Origin of the sequence: Aureimonas sp. AU40, assembly GCF_001463785.1 — a bacterium.
In the GTDB taxonomy this organism is placed as follows: Bacteria; Pseudomonadota; Alphaproteobacteria; order Rhizobiales; family Rhizobiaceae; genus Aureimonas.
This window is the reverse complement of sequence record NZ_BBWL01000064.1, coordinates 1-17,621: the sequence shown is the minus strand read 5'-3', so window position 1 is coordinate 17,621 and position 17,621 is coordinate 1. Positions and strand designations below refer to the sequence as shown.

The following is a 17,621-nucleotide window of genomic DNA, read 5'->3' as shown; positions in this document are numbered from 1 at the left end:
GCGGCACTCCATCAATTCGTTCGTTCGGCTCCTGGGAGCCAACAAGGGTTCGCCTTCGCCTGACGCGTCAGGCGAACTTCTTCTGGATCTCTTCCGCGACCTGGTTCGGGACCTGCTCGTAGTGATCGAACTGCATCGAGTACTGGGCACGGCCCTGAGACATCGAACGCAGCGTGTTCACATAGCCGAACATATTCGCGAGGGGAACCATCGCATTGACGACAGTCGCGATTCCGCGCGATTCCGTGCCCTGGATCTGGCCACGACGGCTGTTCAGGTCGCCGATGACGTCACCGACGTAGTCTTCCGGCGTCACCACCTCGACCTTCATGATCGGCTCGAGGAGCTTCGGACCGGCCTTCTGGATGGCTTCACGGAAGCCAGCGCGCGAGGCGATTTCGAAGGCCAGAACCGACGAGTCGACGTCGTGATAGGCACCGTCGATCAGCTCGGCCTTGATGTCGACCATCGGGAAGCCCGCGAGCGGACCCGAGGTCATCACCGAAGCGATGCCCTTCTGGACACCCGGCACGTATTCCTTGGGAACCGCGCCGCCGATGATCTTCGACTCGAACACGTAACCCGTGGTGGGCTCGCCCGGCTCGATGTGCAGCTTCACGCGGGCGAACTGGCCGGTACCACCGGTCTGTTTCTTGTGCGTGTAGTCGACATCGGCCGCGCGCGTGATCGTCTCGCGATAGGCGACCTGCGGAGCACCGATATTCGCTTCGACCTTGAACTCGCGCTTCATGCGATCGACGAGAATGTCGAGGTGAAGCTCGCCCATGCCTGCGATGATGGTCTGGCCAGACTCTTCGTCCGTCTTGACGCGGAAGGACGGATCCTCGGCCGCGAGACGGTTGAGCGCGAGGCCCATCTTTTCCTGGTCGCCCTTGGTCTTCGGCTCGATCGCGATCTCGATGACCGGATCGGGGAATTCCATGCGCTCCAGGATGACCGGCTTCAGCGGATCGCAAAGCGTGTCGCCCGTGGTGACTTCCTTGAGGCCGGCCAGAGCGACGATGTCGCCGGCGAAAGCCTCTTCGATGTCTTCACGCGAGTTCGAGTGCATCTGCAGCATGCGGCCGATGCGCTCGCGCTTTTCCTTCACCGTGTTCTGGACGCCGGTGCCCTTGGTGAGCTTGCCGGAATAGATGCGGCAGAAGGTGAGCGAACCGACGAACGGGTCGTTCATGATCTTGAAGGCGAGCATTGAAAGCGGCTCGTCGTCCGACGACACGCGCGTCGTCTCGGTCTCATTCTTCGGGTCGATACCCTTGATAGCGGGCACATCGACCGGCGAAGGAAGGAAGTCAACGACGCCGTCGAGCAGCGGCTGGACGCCCTTGTTCTTGAAGGCCGAGCCGCAGAAGATCGGCGTGAACGTGACTTCGCAGGTGCCCTTGCGGATCAGCGCGCGGAGCTGGTCGTTGTCCGGCATGTTGCCTTCGAGATAGGCTTCCATGGCGGTTTCATCGACTTCGACCGCGGTCTCGATCATGAGCTCGCGATATTCCTGCGCCTGATCGGCGAGGTCGGCCGGAATCTCGACGACGTCCCACTGGGCGCCGAGCGACTCGTCGCGCCAGACCAGAGCCTTCATCTCGATCAAATCGACGACGCCCTTGAACTCATTCTCGGCGCCGACCGGCAGCTGCACGACGATCGGACGCGCGCCGAGGCGGGTCTTGATCATGTCGACGCAGCGGAAGAAGTCCGCGCCCGTCTTGTCCATCTTGTTGACGAACATCATGCGCGGCACGTGGTACTTGTCGGCCTGGCGCCAGACGGTTTCCGTCTGCGGCTCCACGCCAGCATTGGCGTCGAGCAGCGCGATGGCACCGTCGAGAACGCGCAGCGAACGCTCGACCTCGATCGTGAAATCGACGTGTCCCGGCGTGTCGATGATGTTGAAGCGGCGCATCTTCTCATCGCGCCCCTTCCAGTAGGTCGTGGTCGCGGCGGAAGTGATCGTGATGCCGCGCTCCTGCTCCTGCTCCATCCAGTCCATGGTCGCGGCGCCGTCGTGGACTTCGCCGATCTTATGGGACTTGCCGGTGTAGTAGAGAATCCGCTCGGTGGTCGTCGTCTTGCCGGCATCGATGTGGGCCATGATGCCGAAATTGCGGTAGTCTTCGATCTTGTATTCGCGGGCCATCGGGCGTCGCCTTTCGGATTGAAGCCGGGCTTACCAGCGGTAGTGCGAGAACGCGCGGTTCGCTTCCGCCATGCGATGGGTGTCTTCGCGCTTCTTCACGGCGCTGCCACGGTTGTTCGCCGCGTCGAGCAGCTCGCCCGAAAGACGATCGACCATCGTGGTCTCGTTGCGGCTGCGGGCCGCATTGATCAGCCAACGGATCGCCAGAGCCTGACGGCGCTCGGGACGAACATCGACCGGGACCTGATAGGTCGCGCCGCCGACGCGGCGCGAGCGCACTTCGACATGCGGCGCGACGTTCTCGAGCGCCTGATGGAAGATGCCGATCGCATCCTGGCGGGTCTTCTCGCCCATGATGTCGAAGGCACCGTAGACGATGCGCTCCGCCACCGACTTCTTGCCGTCATACATGACGGCGTTCATGAACTTCGTAACGACGAGATCACCGAACTTCGGATCCGGGTTGATCTCGCGCTTTTCTGCAGAGTGACGACGGGACATCGAATATTCTCTCTAAACTCGGTCGTTCAGGCTTACTTCGGACGCTTCGCGCCGTACTTGGAACGGCGCTGACGACGATCCTTGACGCCCTGCGTATCGAGCACACCGCGAATGATGTGGTAGCGCACGCCCGGAAGATCCTTTACGCGGCCGCCGCGGATCATGACCACGGAGTGCTCCTGAAGGTTGTGGCCCTCGCCCGGGATGTAGCCGATCACCTCGAAGCCGTTGACCAGACGCACCTTGGCGACCTTACGAAGAGCCGAGTTCGGTTTCTTCGGGGTCGTGGTGTAAACGCGGGTGCAAACGCCGCGCTTCTGGGGATTGGCCTGGAGGGCCGGAACCGTGTTGCGCTCGCTCGGGCGAACGCGCGGCTTCCGGATCAGCTGGTTGATGGTCGGCATTCCAACCTTCCTTCTTCTCAAATCTCGGTTCGAAACGGTCGACGCCAGCCGCGATTCGAGCCGTATAGCTCATACGCGAAACCGGGCGTCGACCTCATCTAATAAGAGGTCTGCCCGGAATGAGGCAGAGGATTACGGGCAAAACCGCAATCGTGCGACCAGCAATGGTGCGTCTCGTTGAACGAAGCCTTGTTTGAGGAGCTAGTCCCGGACGCGTCGTCCGAGAAAACTGGTGCCTCACATCGGCTCTGTTGGCGGGTGTTTAACGATTCTACGACGCCTCGTCAAGCCCTAGTTCAGAAAGGGTTCTTGACAAGACGAACGGCAGCCACAAGGGCTCCCCGATCTACGGAAAAGGGCCGCCCCATTGGGACGGCCCTCCCCTCTTTCGCTCCGCGCAGCGCTTATTCGGCGGCGTTGGTCAGGTTCGTCAGAAGCCGTTCGGCATTCGGCGAGGTCGAGGCCTTGCGACGGTCGTCGATGATCAGGTCGTCGCGCGACGAAGCGATGCGACGGACCTGGGTCATCATACCGCCCGTACCGGCCGGGATGAGACGGCCGACGATAACGTTTTCCTTGAGGCCCTGCAGCGTGTCCATCTTGCCGGCGACCGCCGCTTCCGTGAGGACGCGCGTGGTTTCCTGGAAGGATGCCGCCGAGATGAAGCTCGGCGTCTGCAGCGAAGCCTTGGTGATGCCCAGCAGAACCGGGTTGCCCGAGGCCGGCTTCTTGCCTTCCTCTTCCAACCGCTCGTTGACTTCGGCCAGCTCGATCCGGTCGACATTGTCGCCCGGGATATAGCCGGAGTCGCCGGACTCCACGATCTCGACCTTCTGCAGCATCTGGCGAACGATCACCTCGATGTGCTTGTCGTTGATGAGCACGCCCTGCAGACGATAGACTTCCTGGATTTCGTTCACGAGGTAAGAGGCCAGAGCCTCCACGCCGCGAATGGCCAGAATGTCGTGCGGCGCAGGGTTGCCGTCGAGAATGTGGTCGCCCTTCTCGATGACGTCGCCTTCCTGAAGGTGGAAGGGCTTGCCCTTCGGGATCAGGTACTCGACCGGCTCGATGCCGTCTTCGTGCGGCTCGATAATGATGCGACGCTTGTTCTTGTAGTCGCGTCCGAAGCGAACCGTGCCGTCGATCTCGGCGATGATCGCGTTGTCCTTGGGACGACGCGCTTCGAAGAGTTCGGCAACGCGCGGCAGACCGCCCGTGATGTCCTTGGTCTTCGCGCTTTCCATCGGAATACGCGAAAGAACGTCACCGGCTCTGACCTTGGCGCCCGGCTCGACCGACAGAATCGCGTCCACCGACAGGAGGTAACGCGCATCGGTGCCGCGCTGCAGCTTGGCGATGGTGCCGTCTTCCTTGCGAATGACGATCGCCGGCTTCAGATCGGAACCGCGCGGGTTGGCGCGCCAGTCGATGACCTGTCGCTTCGTGATGCCGGTGGACTCGTCCGCCTGCTCCAGAACCGACAGACCTTCGACCAGGTCCTCGAACTCGATCACGCCGTCCATTTCCGTCAGAACCGGACGGGTATACGGGTCCCATTCCGCGATGCGCTGGCCGCGGCGGACCTGATCGCCATCGTCCACGAAGATTCGCGAACCGTAGGTGACGCGGTGCGAGGCTCGCTCCTTGCCCGACGGGTCGAGGATCAAGATCGCCATGTTGCGGCCCATGGCCACAAGACGGCCTTCCGAGTCGCGAACCACGTTGCGGTTGCGGATCTGAACGCTGCCCTCGTACGAGGCTTCCAAGAACGACTGATCGACCACCTGCGCCGTGCCGCCCATGTGGAACGTGCGCATGGTGAGCTGCGTGCCAGGCTCGCCGATCGACTGCGCCGCGATGACGCCGACGGCCTCGCCCATATTGACGGGCGTGCCGCGCGCGAGATCGCGACCGTAGCAGACGGCGCAGATGCCGGTGCGCACCTCGCAGGTCAGCGCCGAGCGGATCTTCACCGACTGCACGCCAGCCTTCTCGATGATGTCGACATCGCGTTCCTCGACCGTGATGCCGCCCTTCACGAGCACGTCACCGGTGACGGGATGGAGGATATCCTCCAGCACGGTGCGGCCGAGAATGCGCTGTCCGAGCGTCGCCACAACCTGACCGGCATCCACGATGGGCTGCATGGTCAGGCCGTTCGGCGTGCCGCAATCGGTCTGCGTGATGATGCAGTCCTGCGCCACGTCGACCAGGCGGCGGGTCAGGTAGCCCGAGTTCGCGGTCTTCAGCGCCGTGTCCGCGAGACCCTTGCGGGCGCCGTGGGTGGAGTTGAAGTACTCGAGAACCGTCAGGCCTTCCTTGAAGTTCGAGATGATCGGCGTCTCGATGATCTCGCCCGAAGGCTTGGTCATCAGGCCGCGCATCGCGCCGAGCTGGCGCATCTGCGTGGGCGAGCCGCGCGCGCCGGAGTGCGACATCATGTAGATGGAGTTCATCGGCTTCTGACGGCCGGTCTCCTCGTCGAACTCCACCGCGCGAATGCGGCTCATCATCTCGTCGGCGATCTTGTCCGTGCACTTGGCCCAGGCGTCGACGACCTTGTTGTACTTCTCGCCCTGGGTGATCAGGCCGTCATTGTACTGCTGCTCGTATTCCTTCGCGAGCGCCTGCGTCTCGCCGATCAACTTCGGCTTGGTCTCCGGAATGACCATGTCGTCCTTGCCGAAGGAGATACCGGCGAGGCAGGCATGCTTGAAGCCAAGCTGCATGATGCGATCGCAGAAGATCACCGTGTCCTTCTGACCGCAGTGGCGGTAGACGGTGTCGATCATCTTGGAGATGTTCTTCTTCGTCATCAGGTCGTTGGCGATGTCGAAGGTAATCTTGTGCGTCTTGGGCAGAAGCTGCCCGATCAGCATGCGACCGGGCGTCGTCTCGTAGATCTTCGAGGTCGGATTTCCGTCCTTGTCGATCGAACGCACGCGGCCGCGGATCTTCGTGTGGAGCGTCACCGCCTTGGAGGCGACGGCGTGCTCGAGCTCGCCGAAATCGGCGAAGGCCATGCCCTGCCCCGGCTCGTTCTCGTTCATGATCGAGAGATAGTAGAGGCCGAGAACCATATCCTGCGACGGCACGATGATCGGAAGACCGTTCGCCGGATGCAGGATGTTGTTGGTCGACATCATCAGGACGCGCGCTTCGAGCTGCGCCTCGATCGACAGCGGCACGTGGACCGCCATCTGGTCGCCGTCGAAGTCCGCGTTGAAGGCCGTGCAGACCAGCGGGTGCAGCTGGATCGCCTTGCCCTCGATCAGCACCGGCTCGAAGGCTTGGATGCCTAGACGGTGCAGCGTCGGCGCGCGGTTTAGAAGAACCGGGTGCTCGCGGATGACCTCGTCCAGGATATCCCAGACTTCCGGACGCTCCTTCTCGACCAGCTTCTTGGCCTGCTTCACCGTGGAGGAGAAGCCCTTGGCGTCGAGGCGCGCGTAGATGAAGGGCTTGAAGAGTTCAAGCGCCATCTTCTTCGGCAGGCCGCACTGGTGCAGCTTCAGGCTCGGGCCGGTCACGATAACCGAACGGCCGGAATAGTCGACTCGCTTGCCCAACAGGTTCTGGCGGAAGCGGCCCTGCTTGCCCTTCAGCATGTCGGACAGCGACTTCAGCGGACGCTTGTTGGCGCCGGTGATGACGCGGCCGCGACGGCCGTTGTCGAACAGCGCATCCACCGCTTCCTGAAGCATGCGCTTCTCGTTGCGGATGATGATGCCCGGCGCACGCAACTCGATCAGCCGCTTGAGACGGTTGTTGCGGTTGATGACGCGGCGGTAGAGATCGTTCAGATCGGACGTGGCGAAACGGCCGCCGTCCAGCGGGACGAGCGGGCGCAGATCCGGCGGTATCACCGGAATGACGCTCATGATCATCCACTCGGGTCGGTTGCCCGACTCGAGGAAGTTCTCAACGATCTTAAGACGCTTCATGAGCTTCTTGGTCTTGAGCTCGGACGTCGTCGTCGCAAGCTCCTCGCGCAGATCGCCGGCGATCCGCTCGAGATCCATTGAGGCCAGAAGCTCCTGGATCGCCTCGGCGCCGATCAGCGCAGTGAAGCTATCCTCGCCATATTCGTCCACCGCGATGAGGTACTCCTCCTCCGACAGGAGCTGATGCTCCTTGAGGGCGGTGAGACCGGGTTCGGTGACGATATAGTTCTCGAAGTAGAGAACCCGCTCGATGTCCTTCAGCGTCATGTCGAGCAGCGTGCCGATGCGGCTCGGGAGCGACTTCAGGAACCAAATGTGAGCGACCGGCGCGGCCAGCTCGATATGGCCCATGCGCTCGCGCCGCACGCGCGAGAGGGTGACCTCGACGCCGCACTTCTCGCAGATGATGCCCTTGTACTTCATGCGCTTGTACTTGCCGCACAAGCACTCGTAGTCCTTGATCGGCCCGAAGATGCGCGCGCAGAACAGGCCGTCGCGCTCGGGCTTGAAGGTCCGGTAGTTGATGGTTTCCGGCTTCTTGATCTCGCCGAAGGACCACGAAAGAATCTTCTCCGGGCTCGCGATCGAGATCCGGATCGAGTCGAACGTCTGCGCCTGCACCTGAGGATTGAAGAGATTCATAACCTCTTGGTTCATGGTGCTGTCTCCTTATGAGGCCCGGGGCCTCCCAACGCGCCGGGCGGGGCCGGCGCCAAGATCTATCCGCAAAGACCGATCGGCGCCCCCGCATGTGGGCGCCGATCCTTGGCCGCACAAGGCGGCGTTTGCGAGGCGGCTTACTCGGCCGCGTCGGGAAGCCGCTCGTCGGGCGTCCCGGAATAGGGCAGTTCGACCACCGTGTTGGCGAGATCGACGTCGAGGCCGAGCGAGCGCATTTCCTTGACGAGAACGTTGAAGCTCTCCGGAATGCCGGACTCGAAGGCGTCGTCGCCGCGCACGATCGACTCGTAGACCTTGGTGCGGCCCGCCACGTCGTCCGACTTCACGGTCAGCATTTCCTGCAGCGTGTAGGCGGCGCCATAAGCTTCAAGCGCCCAGACCTCCATTTCGCCGAAGCGCTGGCCGCCGAACTGCGCCTTGCCACCGAGCGGCTGCTGGGTGACCAGCGAGTACGGGCCGATGGAACGGGCGTGGATCTTGTCGTCCACGAGGTGGTGCAGCTTCAGCATGTAGATGTAGCCCACGGTGACCTGACGGTCGAAGGGCTCGCCCGTACGGCCGTCATGCAGCGTGACCTGACCCGAACCGTTGAGCCCGGCCTTTTCGAGCATCTCCACGATGTCGCGCTCGTTGGCACCGTCGAAGACGGGCGTGGCGATCGAGACACCCTTGCGCAGTTGCTTGGCGAGCGTGACGACGGACTCCTCGTCGTATTGCTGCACCTTTTCGTTGCGCTCGCTGTCGCCCATCAGCTCCGCAATCTCGTTGCGCAGCGGGGTGACGTCGTGGGTCTGCTGATAGGCTTCGAGGAGCTCGCCGATCTGCTTGCCCATGCCGGCGCAGGCCCAGCCGAGATGCGTCTCGAGGATCTGACCGACATTCATGCGCGACGGCACGCCCAACGGGTTCAAGACGATATCGACATGCGTGCCGTCTGCGGTGAAGGGCATATCCTCCACCGGAACGATGCGCGAGACGACGCCCTTGTTGCCGTGACGGCCGGCCATCTTATCACCCGGCTGGATCTTGCGCTTGACGGCGACGAAGACCTTCACCTGCTTCATGACGCCCGGAGGCAGCTCATCACCGCGCTGCACCTTCTCGACCTTGTCCATGAAGCGCTGCTCCAGCGTCTTCTTGGATTCGTCGTAGACGCTGCGAAGCCCTTCGAGCTCGGCCTGGACGCGCTCGTCCTCGACCGCGAACATCCACCACTGCGAGCGGGGATACTCGTTCATGACGTCGGGCGAGACCTGCGTCCCCTTGCGGAAGCCGCGCGGGCCGGCGACCGCCGCCTGCCCGTCCAGCATCTCGACCAGACGACCGTAGACGTTGCGATCCAGGATCGCCTGCTCGTCGTCGCGATCCTTGGCGAGGCGTTCGATTTCCTCGCGCTCGATCGCCATCGCGCGCTCGTCCTTCTCCACGCCGTGGCGGTTGAACACGCGCACTTCCACGACCGTGCCGTAGGTGCCGGGAGGCATGCGGTTCGACGTATCGCGAACGTCCGAGGCCTTCTCACCGAAGATGGCGCGCAGAAGCTTCTCTTCCGGCGTCATCGGGCTTTCGCCCTTCGGTGTGATCTTGCCGACGAGGATGTCGCCCGGCTGCACTTCGGCACCGATATAGACGATGCCGGCCTCGTCGAGGTTCTTCAGCGCTTCTTCCGAAACGTTCGGAATGTCGCGTGTGATTTCCTCGGGGCCGAGCTTGGTGTCGCGCGCCATGACCTCGAACTCCTCGATATGGATCGAGGTGAAGACGTCGTCGGCGACGATGCGCTCGGACAGGAGGATGGAGTCCTCGTAGTTGTAGCCGTTCCAGGGCATGAACGCGACGAGCACGTTCCGGCCGAGAGCGAGATCGCCCAGATCCGTGGACGGGCCGTCCGCGATGATGTCACCGCGATTGACCCGGTCGCCCATCTTCACCAGCGGGCGCTGGTTGATGCAGGTCGACTGGTTGGAGCGCTGGTACTTCATCAGACGGTAGATATCGACGCCAGACCGGCCGCCCTCGAGATCTTCCGTCGCGCGGATGACGATACGCGTCGCGTCTACCTGATCGACCACGCCGCCGCGGCGGGCCGCGATGGCCGCCCCGGAGTCGCGTGCCACGACCGCTTCCATGCCCGTGCCAACAAACGGCGCTTCGGCACGCACCAGCGGCACGGCCTGACGCTGCATGTTCGAGCCCATGAGCGCGCGGTTCGCGTCGTCGTTCTCAAGGAACGGGATGAGCGCGGCCGCAACCGACACGAGCTGCTTGGGGCTCACGTCCATCAGGTCGACATTCTCGCGCGGTGTGATGATCACGTCGCCGGCATGACGGCAGATGACGATCTCTTCGGCAAAGCGCATGTCGTCGGTCAGCACCGCGTTCGCCTGGGCGACGTGGTGCTTGGACTCTTCCATGGCCGAGAGGTAGACGACCTCCTTCGTCACCACGCCGTCCACGACGCGGCGGTACGGGCTCTCGATGAAGCCGTACTTGTTGACGCGGGCGAAGGTCGCGAGCGAGTTGATCAGACCGATATTCGGGCCTTCCGGCGTTTCGATCGGGCAGATACGACCATAGTGCGTCGGGTGCACGTCGCGCACTTCGAAGCCGGCGCGCTCACGGGTCAGACCGCCGGGGCCGAGCGCCGAGAGACGACGCTTGTGCGTGATCTCGGAGAGCGGGTTGGTCTGATCCATGAACTGCGACAGCTGCGACGAGCCGAAGAACTCGCGCACGGCGGCGGCCGCCGGCTTGGCGTTGATGAGGTCCTGCGGCATGACCGTGTCGATCTCGACCGAGCTCATGCGCTCCTTGATGGCGCGCTCCATGCGCAGCAGGCCGACGCGATACTGATTTTCCATCAGCTCGCCCACCGAACGCACGCGGCGATTACCGAGATTGTCGATGTCGTCGATCTCGCCCTTGCCGTCGCGAAGGTCCACGAGCGTGCGCACCACCGCAAGGATGTCTTCCTTGCGGAGCACGCGCACCGTGTCCTCGGCCGCCACGTCGAGACGCATGTTCATCTTCACGCGGCCGACCGCGGAGAGGTCGTAGCGCTCGGAATCGAAGAACAGCGACTGGAACATGGCCTCGGCCGTGTCCATCGTCGGGGGCTCGCCCGGGCGCATGACGCGGTAGATGTCGAACAGCGCGTCCTGGCGGTTCTCGTTCTTGTCGGCCGCCAACGTGTTGCGGATGTAGCCGCCGACCGTGACATGGTCGATGTCGAGAACCGAGATCTCCTCGTGCCCCGCGTCGAGCAGAACCTTCAGCGTCTTCTCGTCGATCTCGTCGCCGGCCTCGAGATAGATCTCGCCCGTTCCGTAGTTGACGATGTCCTCGGCAAGGTAGTTGCCGTAGAGGTCTTCCTCGGTCGCCCGCAGGGCAACGACGCCCCGCTCCTTCATCTGACGAGCCTGGCGCGCGGTGACCTTCTTGCCGGCTTCCACCAGCACTTCGCCCGAGTCCGCATCGACGAGGTCGGTCAGAGTCTTCTGGCCGCGCACGCGCTCGACCGAGAACGGAATCCGCCAGCCCTGCTTGCCCTTCTCGAACTTCACCACATTGTAGAAGGTCGATAGAATTTCCTCGCCGTCCATGCCGAGCGCCATGAGAAGCGACGTCACGGGGATCTTACGGCGACGGTCGATGCGCGCGAACACGATGTCCTTGGCGTCGAACTCGATGTCGAGCCAGGACCCGCGATAGGGAATCACGCGCGCGGCGAAGAGCAGCTTGCCCGACGAGTGCGACTTGCCCTTGTCATGATCGAAGAAGACGCCCGGCGAGCGGTGCATCTGCGAGACGATCACGCGCTCGGTGCCGTTGACGATGAACGTGCCGTTCATCGTCATCAGCGGCATGTCGCCCATGTAGACGTCCTGCTCCTTGATGTCCTTGATGGACTTGGAGCCGGTATCCTCGTCGACATCGAACACGATGAGGCGCAGCGTCACCTTCAGCGGCGCGGCATAGGTCAGGTCGCGCTGACGGCACTCGTCGACGTCGAACTTCGGCTGCTCGAACTCGTACTTGACGAATTCCAGCATCGAATGGCCGGCGAAGTCGGAAATCGGGAAGACGGAGCGGAAGACGGCCTGGAGCCCCTCTTCGGGGCGTCCGCCCTCGGGCTCGTCCACCATGAGGAATTGATCGTAGGAGGCCTTCTGAACCTCGATCAGGTTGGGCATTTCGGCGACTTCGGGGATCGACCCGAAAAACTTGCGTACGCGCCTGCGACCGCTAAACGTCGTCGTCTGAGACATCGTCGCTCCTTGCTCTCGTCAGTGCCCTTGACCGAAGGGCTGAACTCTTCTGTCCTCCCGCCGGGGAGGAACGCCTGTCGCGGTGGGCCCGCCGCGCGGCGTCAGACATGGGGGACTGCCGGCCAGTCCAGGTCTCCGGAGGGCCGAACCGGCCTTCGGGAGACATGCACCGTGCGGCACGGGATGCCGCGAGCACGGAAGGCGGAACGGCAAAATGCCGCCCCGCCCGCCAGTTTTATCAGCAAGACGCCAAGTGGCGGTCTTACTTGACGTCGACCTTCGCGCCAGCCTTCTCGAGCTGGTCCTTGATCTTGGCAGCTTCGTCCTTGGAGACGGCTTCCTTGACCGGCTTGGGAGCGCCGTCGACGAGGTCCTTGGCTTCCTTGAGGCCGAGGCCCGTGATCGCACGGACTTCCTTGATGACGTTGATCTTGTTCGCGCCGGCTTCGGCGAGGATCACGTCGAACTCGGTCTTCTCTTCCACTTCGGCAACAGGGCCAGCGCCACCGGCGGCAGCAACGGCGACCGGAGCGGCGGCGGAGACGCCCCACTTCTCTTCGAGCATCTTCGAGAGCTCGGCGGCCTCGAGGACGGTCAGGCTCGACAGGTCATCAACGATCTTGGCGAGATCAGCCATGGGTGTATTCCTTTATGGTTCGAATGTTCTGAATGCAGCGAGGAACAAGCCTCACGCCGCCTCGTCCTTCTTGGCATAGGCCGCGAAAACGCGCGCGAGCTGAGCCGCGGGCGCCGCAACGACGGCTGCGATGCGGGTCGCCGGCGTCTGGATCATGCCCAGCAGCTTTCCGCGCAGTTCGTCGAGCGACGGAAGGGCGGCCAAAGCCTTGACCCCTTCCGCATCGAGGGCCGTGGTGCCCATCGCACCGCCGAGGATCACGAGCTTGTCGTTGCCCTTGGCGAAGTCGTTGGCCACCTTCGGAGCTGCGATCGGATCGGCGGAGTATGCGATCAGGGTCTGACCCTGAAACAATCCGTCGATCTTCTCGGCATCCGTGCCTTGAAGAGCGATTTGGGCGAGACGGTTCTTCGCGACTTTGACGGTTCCACCCTGCGCACGCATCTTCGTACGAAGATCGTTCATCTGCGCGACGGTGAGACCGGCATAGCGAGCCACCACGATCGAGCCGGAAGCCTTGAAGGCTCCGTTCAGCTCGGTGACGAACTCGCGCTTTTCCGCTCTGTCCACTGCCACTCTCCAGTTGGACCCTACCCTTGCAGGCAAGGTCCGGTTGCCGTTTGCCGTTCGGCGAACCGAACGACGCTCGAGGATCCTGTCCCCTTGGCTTCCCTGGATCCGCATGGGAACCGTAGACAACACAAGGCATTCAGAGGTTCGAACCGAAGGTCTTGGCCGGAGCCAACGAATTCGGATCTTTCCCCGTCTCATGCAGGCCGGAGGATTAAGACAGGCCGGACAAGTCCGAACAGTCGCCCGCAATCTTGGACAGGAAGCAAAGCCCGGAGGCCTTGCCCATCCGAACCGCCGAAGCGGTTCGAGATTCAGATGGAAGCCCCGATATGACTCAAGGGACTTCCGATTTCAATCAGGCGCTCGGACGAACCGTGGCGGGATCGATCTTGATGCCGGGGCCCATGGTCGAGGAGACCGCGATGCGCTGGACATAATTGCCCTTGGCACCCGAAGGCTTCGCCTTGGTGACCGCGTCCGCGAACGCGCGGATGTTCTCGAGCAGGGCGTCGGAGCCGAACGAGGCCTTGCCGATGCCGGCGTGCACAATGCCTGCCTTCTCGACACGGAACTCGACCGCACCGCCCTTCGACGCCTTGACGGCGGCGGCCACGTCCATGGTCACGGTGCCGACGCGCGGGTTCGGCATCAGGCCGCGCGGGCCAAGAACCTTACCGAGACGGCCGACGAGGCCCATCATGTCCGGGGTCGCGATGGCGCGATCGAAGTCGATCTGGCCACCCTGGACCTGCTCGACGAGATCTTCCGCACCAACGATGTCGGCGCCGGCGGCGCGCGCTTCGTCGGCCTTGGCGCCGCGCGCGAAGACCGCGACGCGGACCGTGCGGCCCGTGCCGTTCGGCAGGTTGACGACGCCGCGGACCATCTGGTCGGCGTGACGGGGATCGACGCCGAGATTCATGGCGACTTCAATCGTCTCGTCGAACTTGGCGGTGGCGCGCTCCTTCAGGAGCGTGATCGCCTCGGCGAGATCATAGAGCTTCTCGCGGTCGATGCCCTCGCGGGCCTTCGCAGTGCGCTTTGCAATCTTGGCCATCGGTTCAGCCCACCACTTCCAGACCCATGGAACGCGCGGAGCCCATGACCATCGCCATGGCGGCATCGACGTCGTTCGCGTTCAAATCCTTCATCTTCTTCTCGGCGATCTCGCGGACCTGAGCCTGCGTGACCGAGCCGGCCTTGACCTTGCCGGGCTCCTTCGAGCCGCTGGTCAGGCCCGCCGCCTTCTTGAGGAAGAAGCTCACCGGAGCCGTCTTCATCACGAAGGTGAAGGACTTGTCGACGAAGTAGGTGATCACCACCGGAACCGGCGACCCTTTCTCCATCTCCTGGGTCTGCGCGTTGAACGCCTTGCAGAATTCCATGATGTTGATGCCGCGCTGGCCGAGGGCGGGACCGATCGGGGGCGACGGAGTCGCCGAACCGGCCTTGACCTGCAGCTTGAGCTGGCCTGCTACTTTCTTAGCCATAAGCTTCTGCCTTTTCGTTGCGCCGGAGAACCGGCCTTTGAACCCTCAGGTCCAGTGCAGATGTGCGGTTCGGATCTTGACGCGCCGGCTCAGCCCGCCTCACCTTCCGCACGTTCGGACCCTCGCCTGGAGGGCCCTTGCGATCAGATCTTTTCGACCTGACCGAATTCGAGATCCACTGGCGTCGCACGTCCGAAGATCGAAACCTCGACCTTGAGGCGGGACCGCTCGTGATCGACTTCCTGAACCACGCCGTTGAACGACGCGAAGGGTCCATCCGAAACCCGGATCTGCTCGCCGACATCGTAGGAGACCGACGACTTCGGGCGCTCGACACCTTCCTGAACCTGGCTCAGGATATGAGTGGCTTCGGCTTCCGAGATCGGAACCGGCCGATTGTCCGGCCCAAGGAAACCCGTGACCTTCGGCGTGTTCTTGATGAGCGAGAACACCTGATCGGTCAGCTCGGCCTTCACCAAGACGTAGCCCGGGAAGAACTTGCGCTCGGAATCGACCTTCCGGCCGCGACGCACTTCCGTCACCTTTTCGGTCGGAACGAGGATCTTCTCGAACTTGTCCGAAAGCCCCTTCTGACGCGCCTGCTCCTCAATGGATTCGGCGACCTTCTTCTCGAAGTTCGAATAGGCGTGGACGATGTACCAGCGAGCGGCCATGAAATTCCTGCGATAAAGTCTTTTTAGCGCCCGGCGCTCATAACGGCGCCGACACCATATCCGATCGCCTGATCGGCGACGAAAAGAAAGGTCGCGGCGAACGCGACCATGACGAAAACCATCACGGTCGAAATCATCGTTTCGCGGCGCGTCGGCCAAGTCACCTTGGAGACTTCGGTCCGCACCTGCTGCAGAAACGTGAAAGGATTTGTCTTAGTGGCCATGCACCGCTCACGGCAGAAGGCGCGAAAAGCTGGCTAGCCAGCCCTGCGCGCCGCGCGTCTGTTAAAAACTACATAAACCGACCCGAAGCGATTCACAAGGGGCTCTAGGTCAATTCGTGGAAAAGGAAACTGGCAGGGGCAGCAGGGCTCGAACCTGCGACCTGCGGTTTTGGAGACCGCCGCTCTACCAACTGAGCTATACCCCTGCGGGCGCTATCGCGGATTTCCGAATAGCCAGATCGTCGGTGATTTGCAAGCCCTATTGCTGCGCCTTGCTCTCGGCCAGCTTGGCCTTGCGCGTTTTCGGCTTCAATCGGCGCAGGAGCATGTCGAAGCGCCTTTGCGGCCGGGTCAGCTTCAAAAGATCGTCGATCGCGAGATTGGCCCCTTCCAGCCGCTCCGCCAGGACCTCCGCCGCGACATTCGACACTTCGCCCGCAGAGAACTGCGGGAAGCGGCGTGTGACCGCGCCCAGGAGATCATCCGCCACCGCGCCGGTCGTCCCCAAGCGACCAGAGCGCAGCAGGAGGCGCAGCACGATCTGTTCGAAGGTCCAGTCATGGTCGGCGAAGAGCTTCCACTTGGCGCTGCGCCGCGCGGTAAAGCCCGCCAGAATCACACGCGAGTTCGGCGCGGCCTCCAAGAGGAAGAGCGCGAGTGCGAAGCCGCTGGTCGCCAGATGCGTCGGCGGATAAAAGCCCGCGAGATTGGGGGCGAGATCGAGATGGCCGACCGGCTCGGAGATGCCGAACTCGGCAGGCGCGCTGAAACGCTCGCTCTCCCCTGCCCTCAGATTGCAGATGCCATGGAAGCGCGGTGAGCGCACGAGACGAACGACATCGGCCACCTCGCGGCGATAGACGATGTTGGCCCCCGCCGGACCGGACCGCGCGACAAGGAGGGACGGCCCGTCGAAGGGTCGATCCAGAACCTTGTAGACCTTGTTGAAGAAAACGAAGAGCGCGTCGTCGCCATAGCGTTGGCGCAACTGGCCGATATCGACCGCGTCGCTATTGGCGACGAGGAGGATCGTCGCAAACCGCCCGAAGAACGCGGACCAGATTTCCGCCGCCCGCTCTTCGCCCGCCAGTGGGAAACCCGCGCTCTCGCCCGCCATGCCGCTCAGGCCTTCGGCGCGCGCTGCGTGACGCTCAGCATGCGCTCGCGCATGGCGAACCATTCCTCGGCATAATCGTCGTTGCGGTATTCGTCGAAGTAGGGCCCGCCATCGGTGAAGTGGACGTTCTTGGCGGCGGGGTCGTGGTCGTATTCGTTGACCAGCCAATTCCAGCTCGCCGGGAGTTCGCCGATCTCGCTGTCGCTTTCCAGCCATTTGAACTGGTGCAATTCGAGGCCCGTGGCGGTGTTGACGAAATCCGGCGTCAAAGCGCGGCAGCGCGCATTGTTGAAGAGCATGACGCTCGACCAGTTCTTCTTCTCGTACTTGGTCTGCACCTGGCCGAGGAACTTGGTCTCGACCTTGGGCTGGTAGTCGTGCTTGACGCACATGACGGCGGCATTCTCGTCGCGCAGCGCCCAGAGCTCGGCGATGTCCGCGCGCATCAGCATGTCGCAGTCCATGAACAGGCTCCAGCCATCGTAGCCGCTGAGATAGGGCACGAGAAAGCGCGAGAAGGAGAATTCGGTGGACTGGAGCGCGTTGCGCTCCCGCGTGAAGATCCCATCCAGATGCGGCAGCACGATGGGCGAGAACAGGACGGGCATCGTCGCGTGTTCGATGATGCTCTGCGCGAGCACGTGATAGGCGACGACTTCCTTGGAGTCGAAGCCGACGAAGACGCGGGCGATCTCGGCATTCATGGCGGCATCCTTCCGTTGACGGCTGGGGCGTCGCGCGTCTCAAAGCCGGGGCGCAGCCACCTCGGACCCAAGACTGCGGCGAGCGGAAATCTTGGCCCGTCAGCCGGGCTGAGTTTCTCAAGGCCTGCTCTAGTCCTGGCTCCCCTCGCCAAGCAAGCGAGAACGCTTCCAATCTTGCCAGGCGCCACAAACGAAAACGGGCCCCGAAGGGCCCGCTCATGCTGCTCCAAAGGTTGGACAGAC

Annotated in this window: 13 protein-coding genes and 1 tRNA gene; all 14 read right to left on the bottom strand. The window is 62.9% G+C overall.

Annotated features, from left to right (window positions below; genetic code table 11):
* Positions 1-67: 67 nt before the first annotated feature.
* Positions 68-2,158, bottom strand: a complete 2,091-nt coding sequence (fusA, locus tag AUL32_RS24160; protein WP_062121056.1) for an elongation factor G — start codon at positions 2,156-2,158, stop codon at positions 68-70.
* A 30-nt stretch (positions 2,159-2,188) separates the two neighbouring features.
* On the bottom strand, positions 2,189-2,659 hold the full coding sequence (gene rpsG, locus AUL32_RS24155; protein WP_061976500.1) for a 30S ribosomal protein S7: 471 nt from the start codon (positions 2,657-2,659) through the stop codon (positions 2,189-2,191).
* Between the two features lie 32 nt (positions 2,660-2,691).
* Positions 2,692-3,063: a 30S ribosomal protein S12 gene (gene rpsL / locus AUL32_RS24150; RefSeq protein ID WP_019998957.1), complete on the bottom strand. Its 372-nt coding sequence runs from the start codon at positions 3,061-3,063 to the stop codon at positions 2,692-2,694.
* Positions 3,064-3,467: 404 nt separating this feature from the next.
* Complete coding sequence (gene rpoC / locus AUL32_RS24145) at positions 3,468-7,667, bottom strand: DNA-directed RNA polymerase subunit beta' (protein WP_061976501.1); 4,200 nt, start codon at positions 7,665-7,667, stop codon at positions 3,468-3,470.
* A gap of 140 nt (positions 7,668-7,807) precedes the next feature.
* A complete protein-coding gene (gene rpoB, locus AUL32_RS24140) occupies positions 7,808-11,959 on the bottom strand; it encodes a DNA-directed RNA polymerase subunit beta (protein WP_061976502.1) in 4,152 nt (1,383 codons plus the stop codon).
* A 262-nt stretch (positions 11,960-12,221) separates the two neighbouring features.
* On the bottom strand, positions 12,222-12,596 hold the full coding sequence (rplL, locus tag AUL32_RS24135; protein WP_061976503.1) for a 50S ribosomal protein L7/L12: 375 nt from the start codon (positions 12,594-12,596) through the stop codon (positions 12,222-12,224).
* 51 nt (positions 12,597-12,647) lie between these two features.
* A complete protein-coding gene (rplJ, locus tag AUL32_RS24130; protein WP_061976504.1) occupies positions 12,648-13,166 on the bottom strand; it encodes a 50S ribosomal protein L10 in 519 nt (172 codons plus the stop codon).
* Positions 13,167-13,524: 358 nt separating this feature from the next.
* Complete coding sequence (gene rplA / locus AUL32_RS24125; protein WP_061976505.1) at positions 13,525-14,226, bottom strand: 50S ribosomal protein L1; 702 nt, start codon at positions 14,224-14,226, stop codon at positions 13,525-13,527.
* A 4-nt stretch (positions 14,227-14,230) separates the two neighbouring features.
* Positions 14,231-14,659 (bottom strand): 50S ribosomal protein L11, encoded by a 429-nt coding sequence (gene rplK / locus AUL32_RS24120; protein ID WP_061976506.1) that lies wholly within the window; start codon positions 14,657-14,659, stop codon positions 14,231-14,233.
* Between the two features lie 143 nt (positions 14,660-14,802).
* On the bottom strand, positions 14,803-15,333 hold the full coding sequence (nusG, locus tag AUL32_RS24115) for a transcription termination/antitermination protein NusG (protein WP_061976507.1): 531 nt from the start codon (positions 15,331-15,333) through the stop codon (positions 14,803-14,805).
* A 23-nt stretch (positions 15,334-15,356) separates the two neighbouring features.
* Positions 15,357-15,557, bottom strand: coding sequence for a preprotein translocase subunit SecE (gene secE / locus AUL32_RS24110; protein WP_061976508.1), 201 nt, complete (start codon positions 15,555-15,557; stop codon positions 15,357-15,359).
* 130 nt (positions 15,558-15,687) lie between these two features.
* Positions 15,688-15,763: transfer RNA gene (locus AUL32_RS24105), tRNA-Trp, on the bottom strand.
* 53 nt (positions 15,764-15,816) lie between these two features.
* The gene (locus AUL32_RS24100) at positions 15,817-16,674 is read right to left on the bottom strand and encodes a hypothetical protein (RefSeq protein WP_062121054.1); all 858 of its coding nucleotides are present in this window, start codon (positions 16,672-16,674) and stop codon (positions 15,817-15,819) included.
* A gap of 5 nt (positions 16,675-16,679) precedes the next feature.
* Positions 16,680-17,378, bottom strand: coding sequence for a hypothetical protein (locus AUL32_RS24095; RefSeq protein ID WP_062121050.1), 699 nt, complete (start codon positions 17,376-17,378; stop codon positions 16,680-16,682).
* Positions 17,379-17,621: the final 243 nt, after the last annotated feature.

Coding starts and splice junctions, on each gene's coding strand:
- fusA (WP_062121056.1), bottom strand. CDS start 2,158: ATGGCCCGCGAATACAAGATCGAAGACTACCGCAATTTCGGCATCATG.
- rpsG (WP_061976500.1), bottom strand. CDS start 2,659: ATGTCCCGTCGTCACTCTGCAGAAAAGCGCGAGATCAACCCGGATCCG.
- rpsL (WP_019998957.1), bottom strand. CDS start 3,063: ATGCCGACCATCAACCAGCTGATCCGGAAGCCGCGCGTTCGCCCGAGC.
- rpoC (WP_061976501.1), bottom strand. CDS start 7,667: ATGAACCAAGAGGTTATGAATCTCTTCAATCCTCAGGTGCAGGCGCAG.
- rpoB (WP_061976502.1), bottom strand. CDS start 11,959: ATGTCTCAGACGACGACGTTTAGCGGTCGCAGGCGCGTACGCAAGTTT.
- rplL (WP_061976503.1), bottom strand. CDS start 12,596: ATGGCTGATCTCGCCAAGATCGTTGATGACCTGTCGAGCCTGACCGTC.
- rplA (WP_061976505.1), bottom strand. CDS start 14,226: ATGGCCAAGATTGCAAAGCGCACTGCGAAGGCCCGCGAGGGCATCGAC.
- rplK (WP_061976506.1), bottom strand. CDS start 14,659: ATGGCTAAGAAAGTAGCAGGCCAGCTCAAGCTGCAGGTCAAGGCCGGT.
- nusG (WP_061976507.1), bottom strand. CDS start 15,333: ATGGCCGCTCGCTGGTACATCGTCCACGCCTATTCGAACTTCGAGAAG.
- secE (WP_061976508.1), bottom strand. CDS start 15,557: ATGGCCACTAAGACAAATCCTTTCACGTTTCTGCAGCAGGTGCGGACC.
- AUL32_RS24100 (WP_062121054.1), bottom strand. CDS start 16,674: ATGGCGGGCGAGAGCGCGGGTTTCCCACTGGCGGGCGAAGAGCGGGCG.
- AUL32_RS24095 (WP_062121050.1), bottom strand. CDS start 17,378: ATGAATGCCGAGATCGCCCGCGTCTTCGTCGGCTTCGACTCCAAGGAA.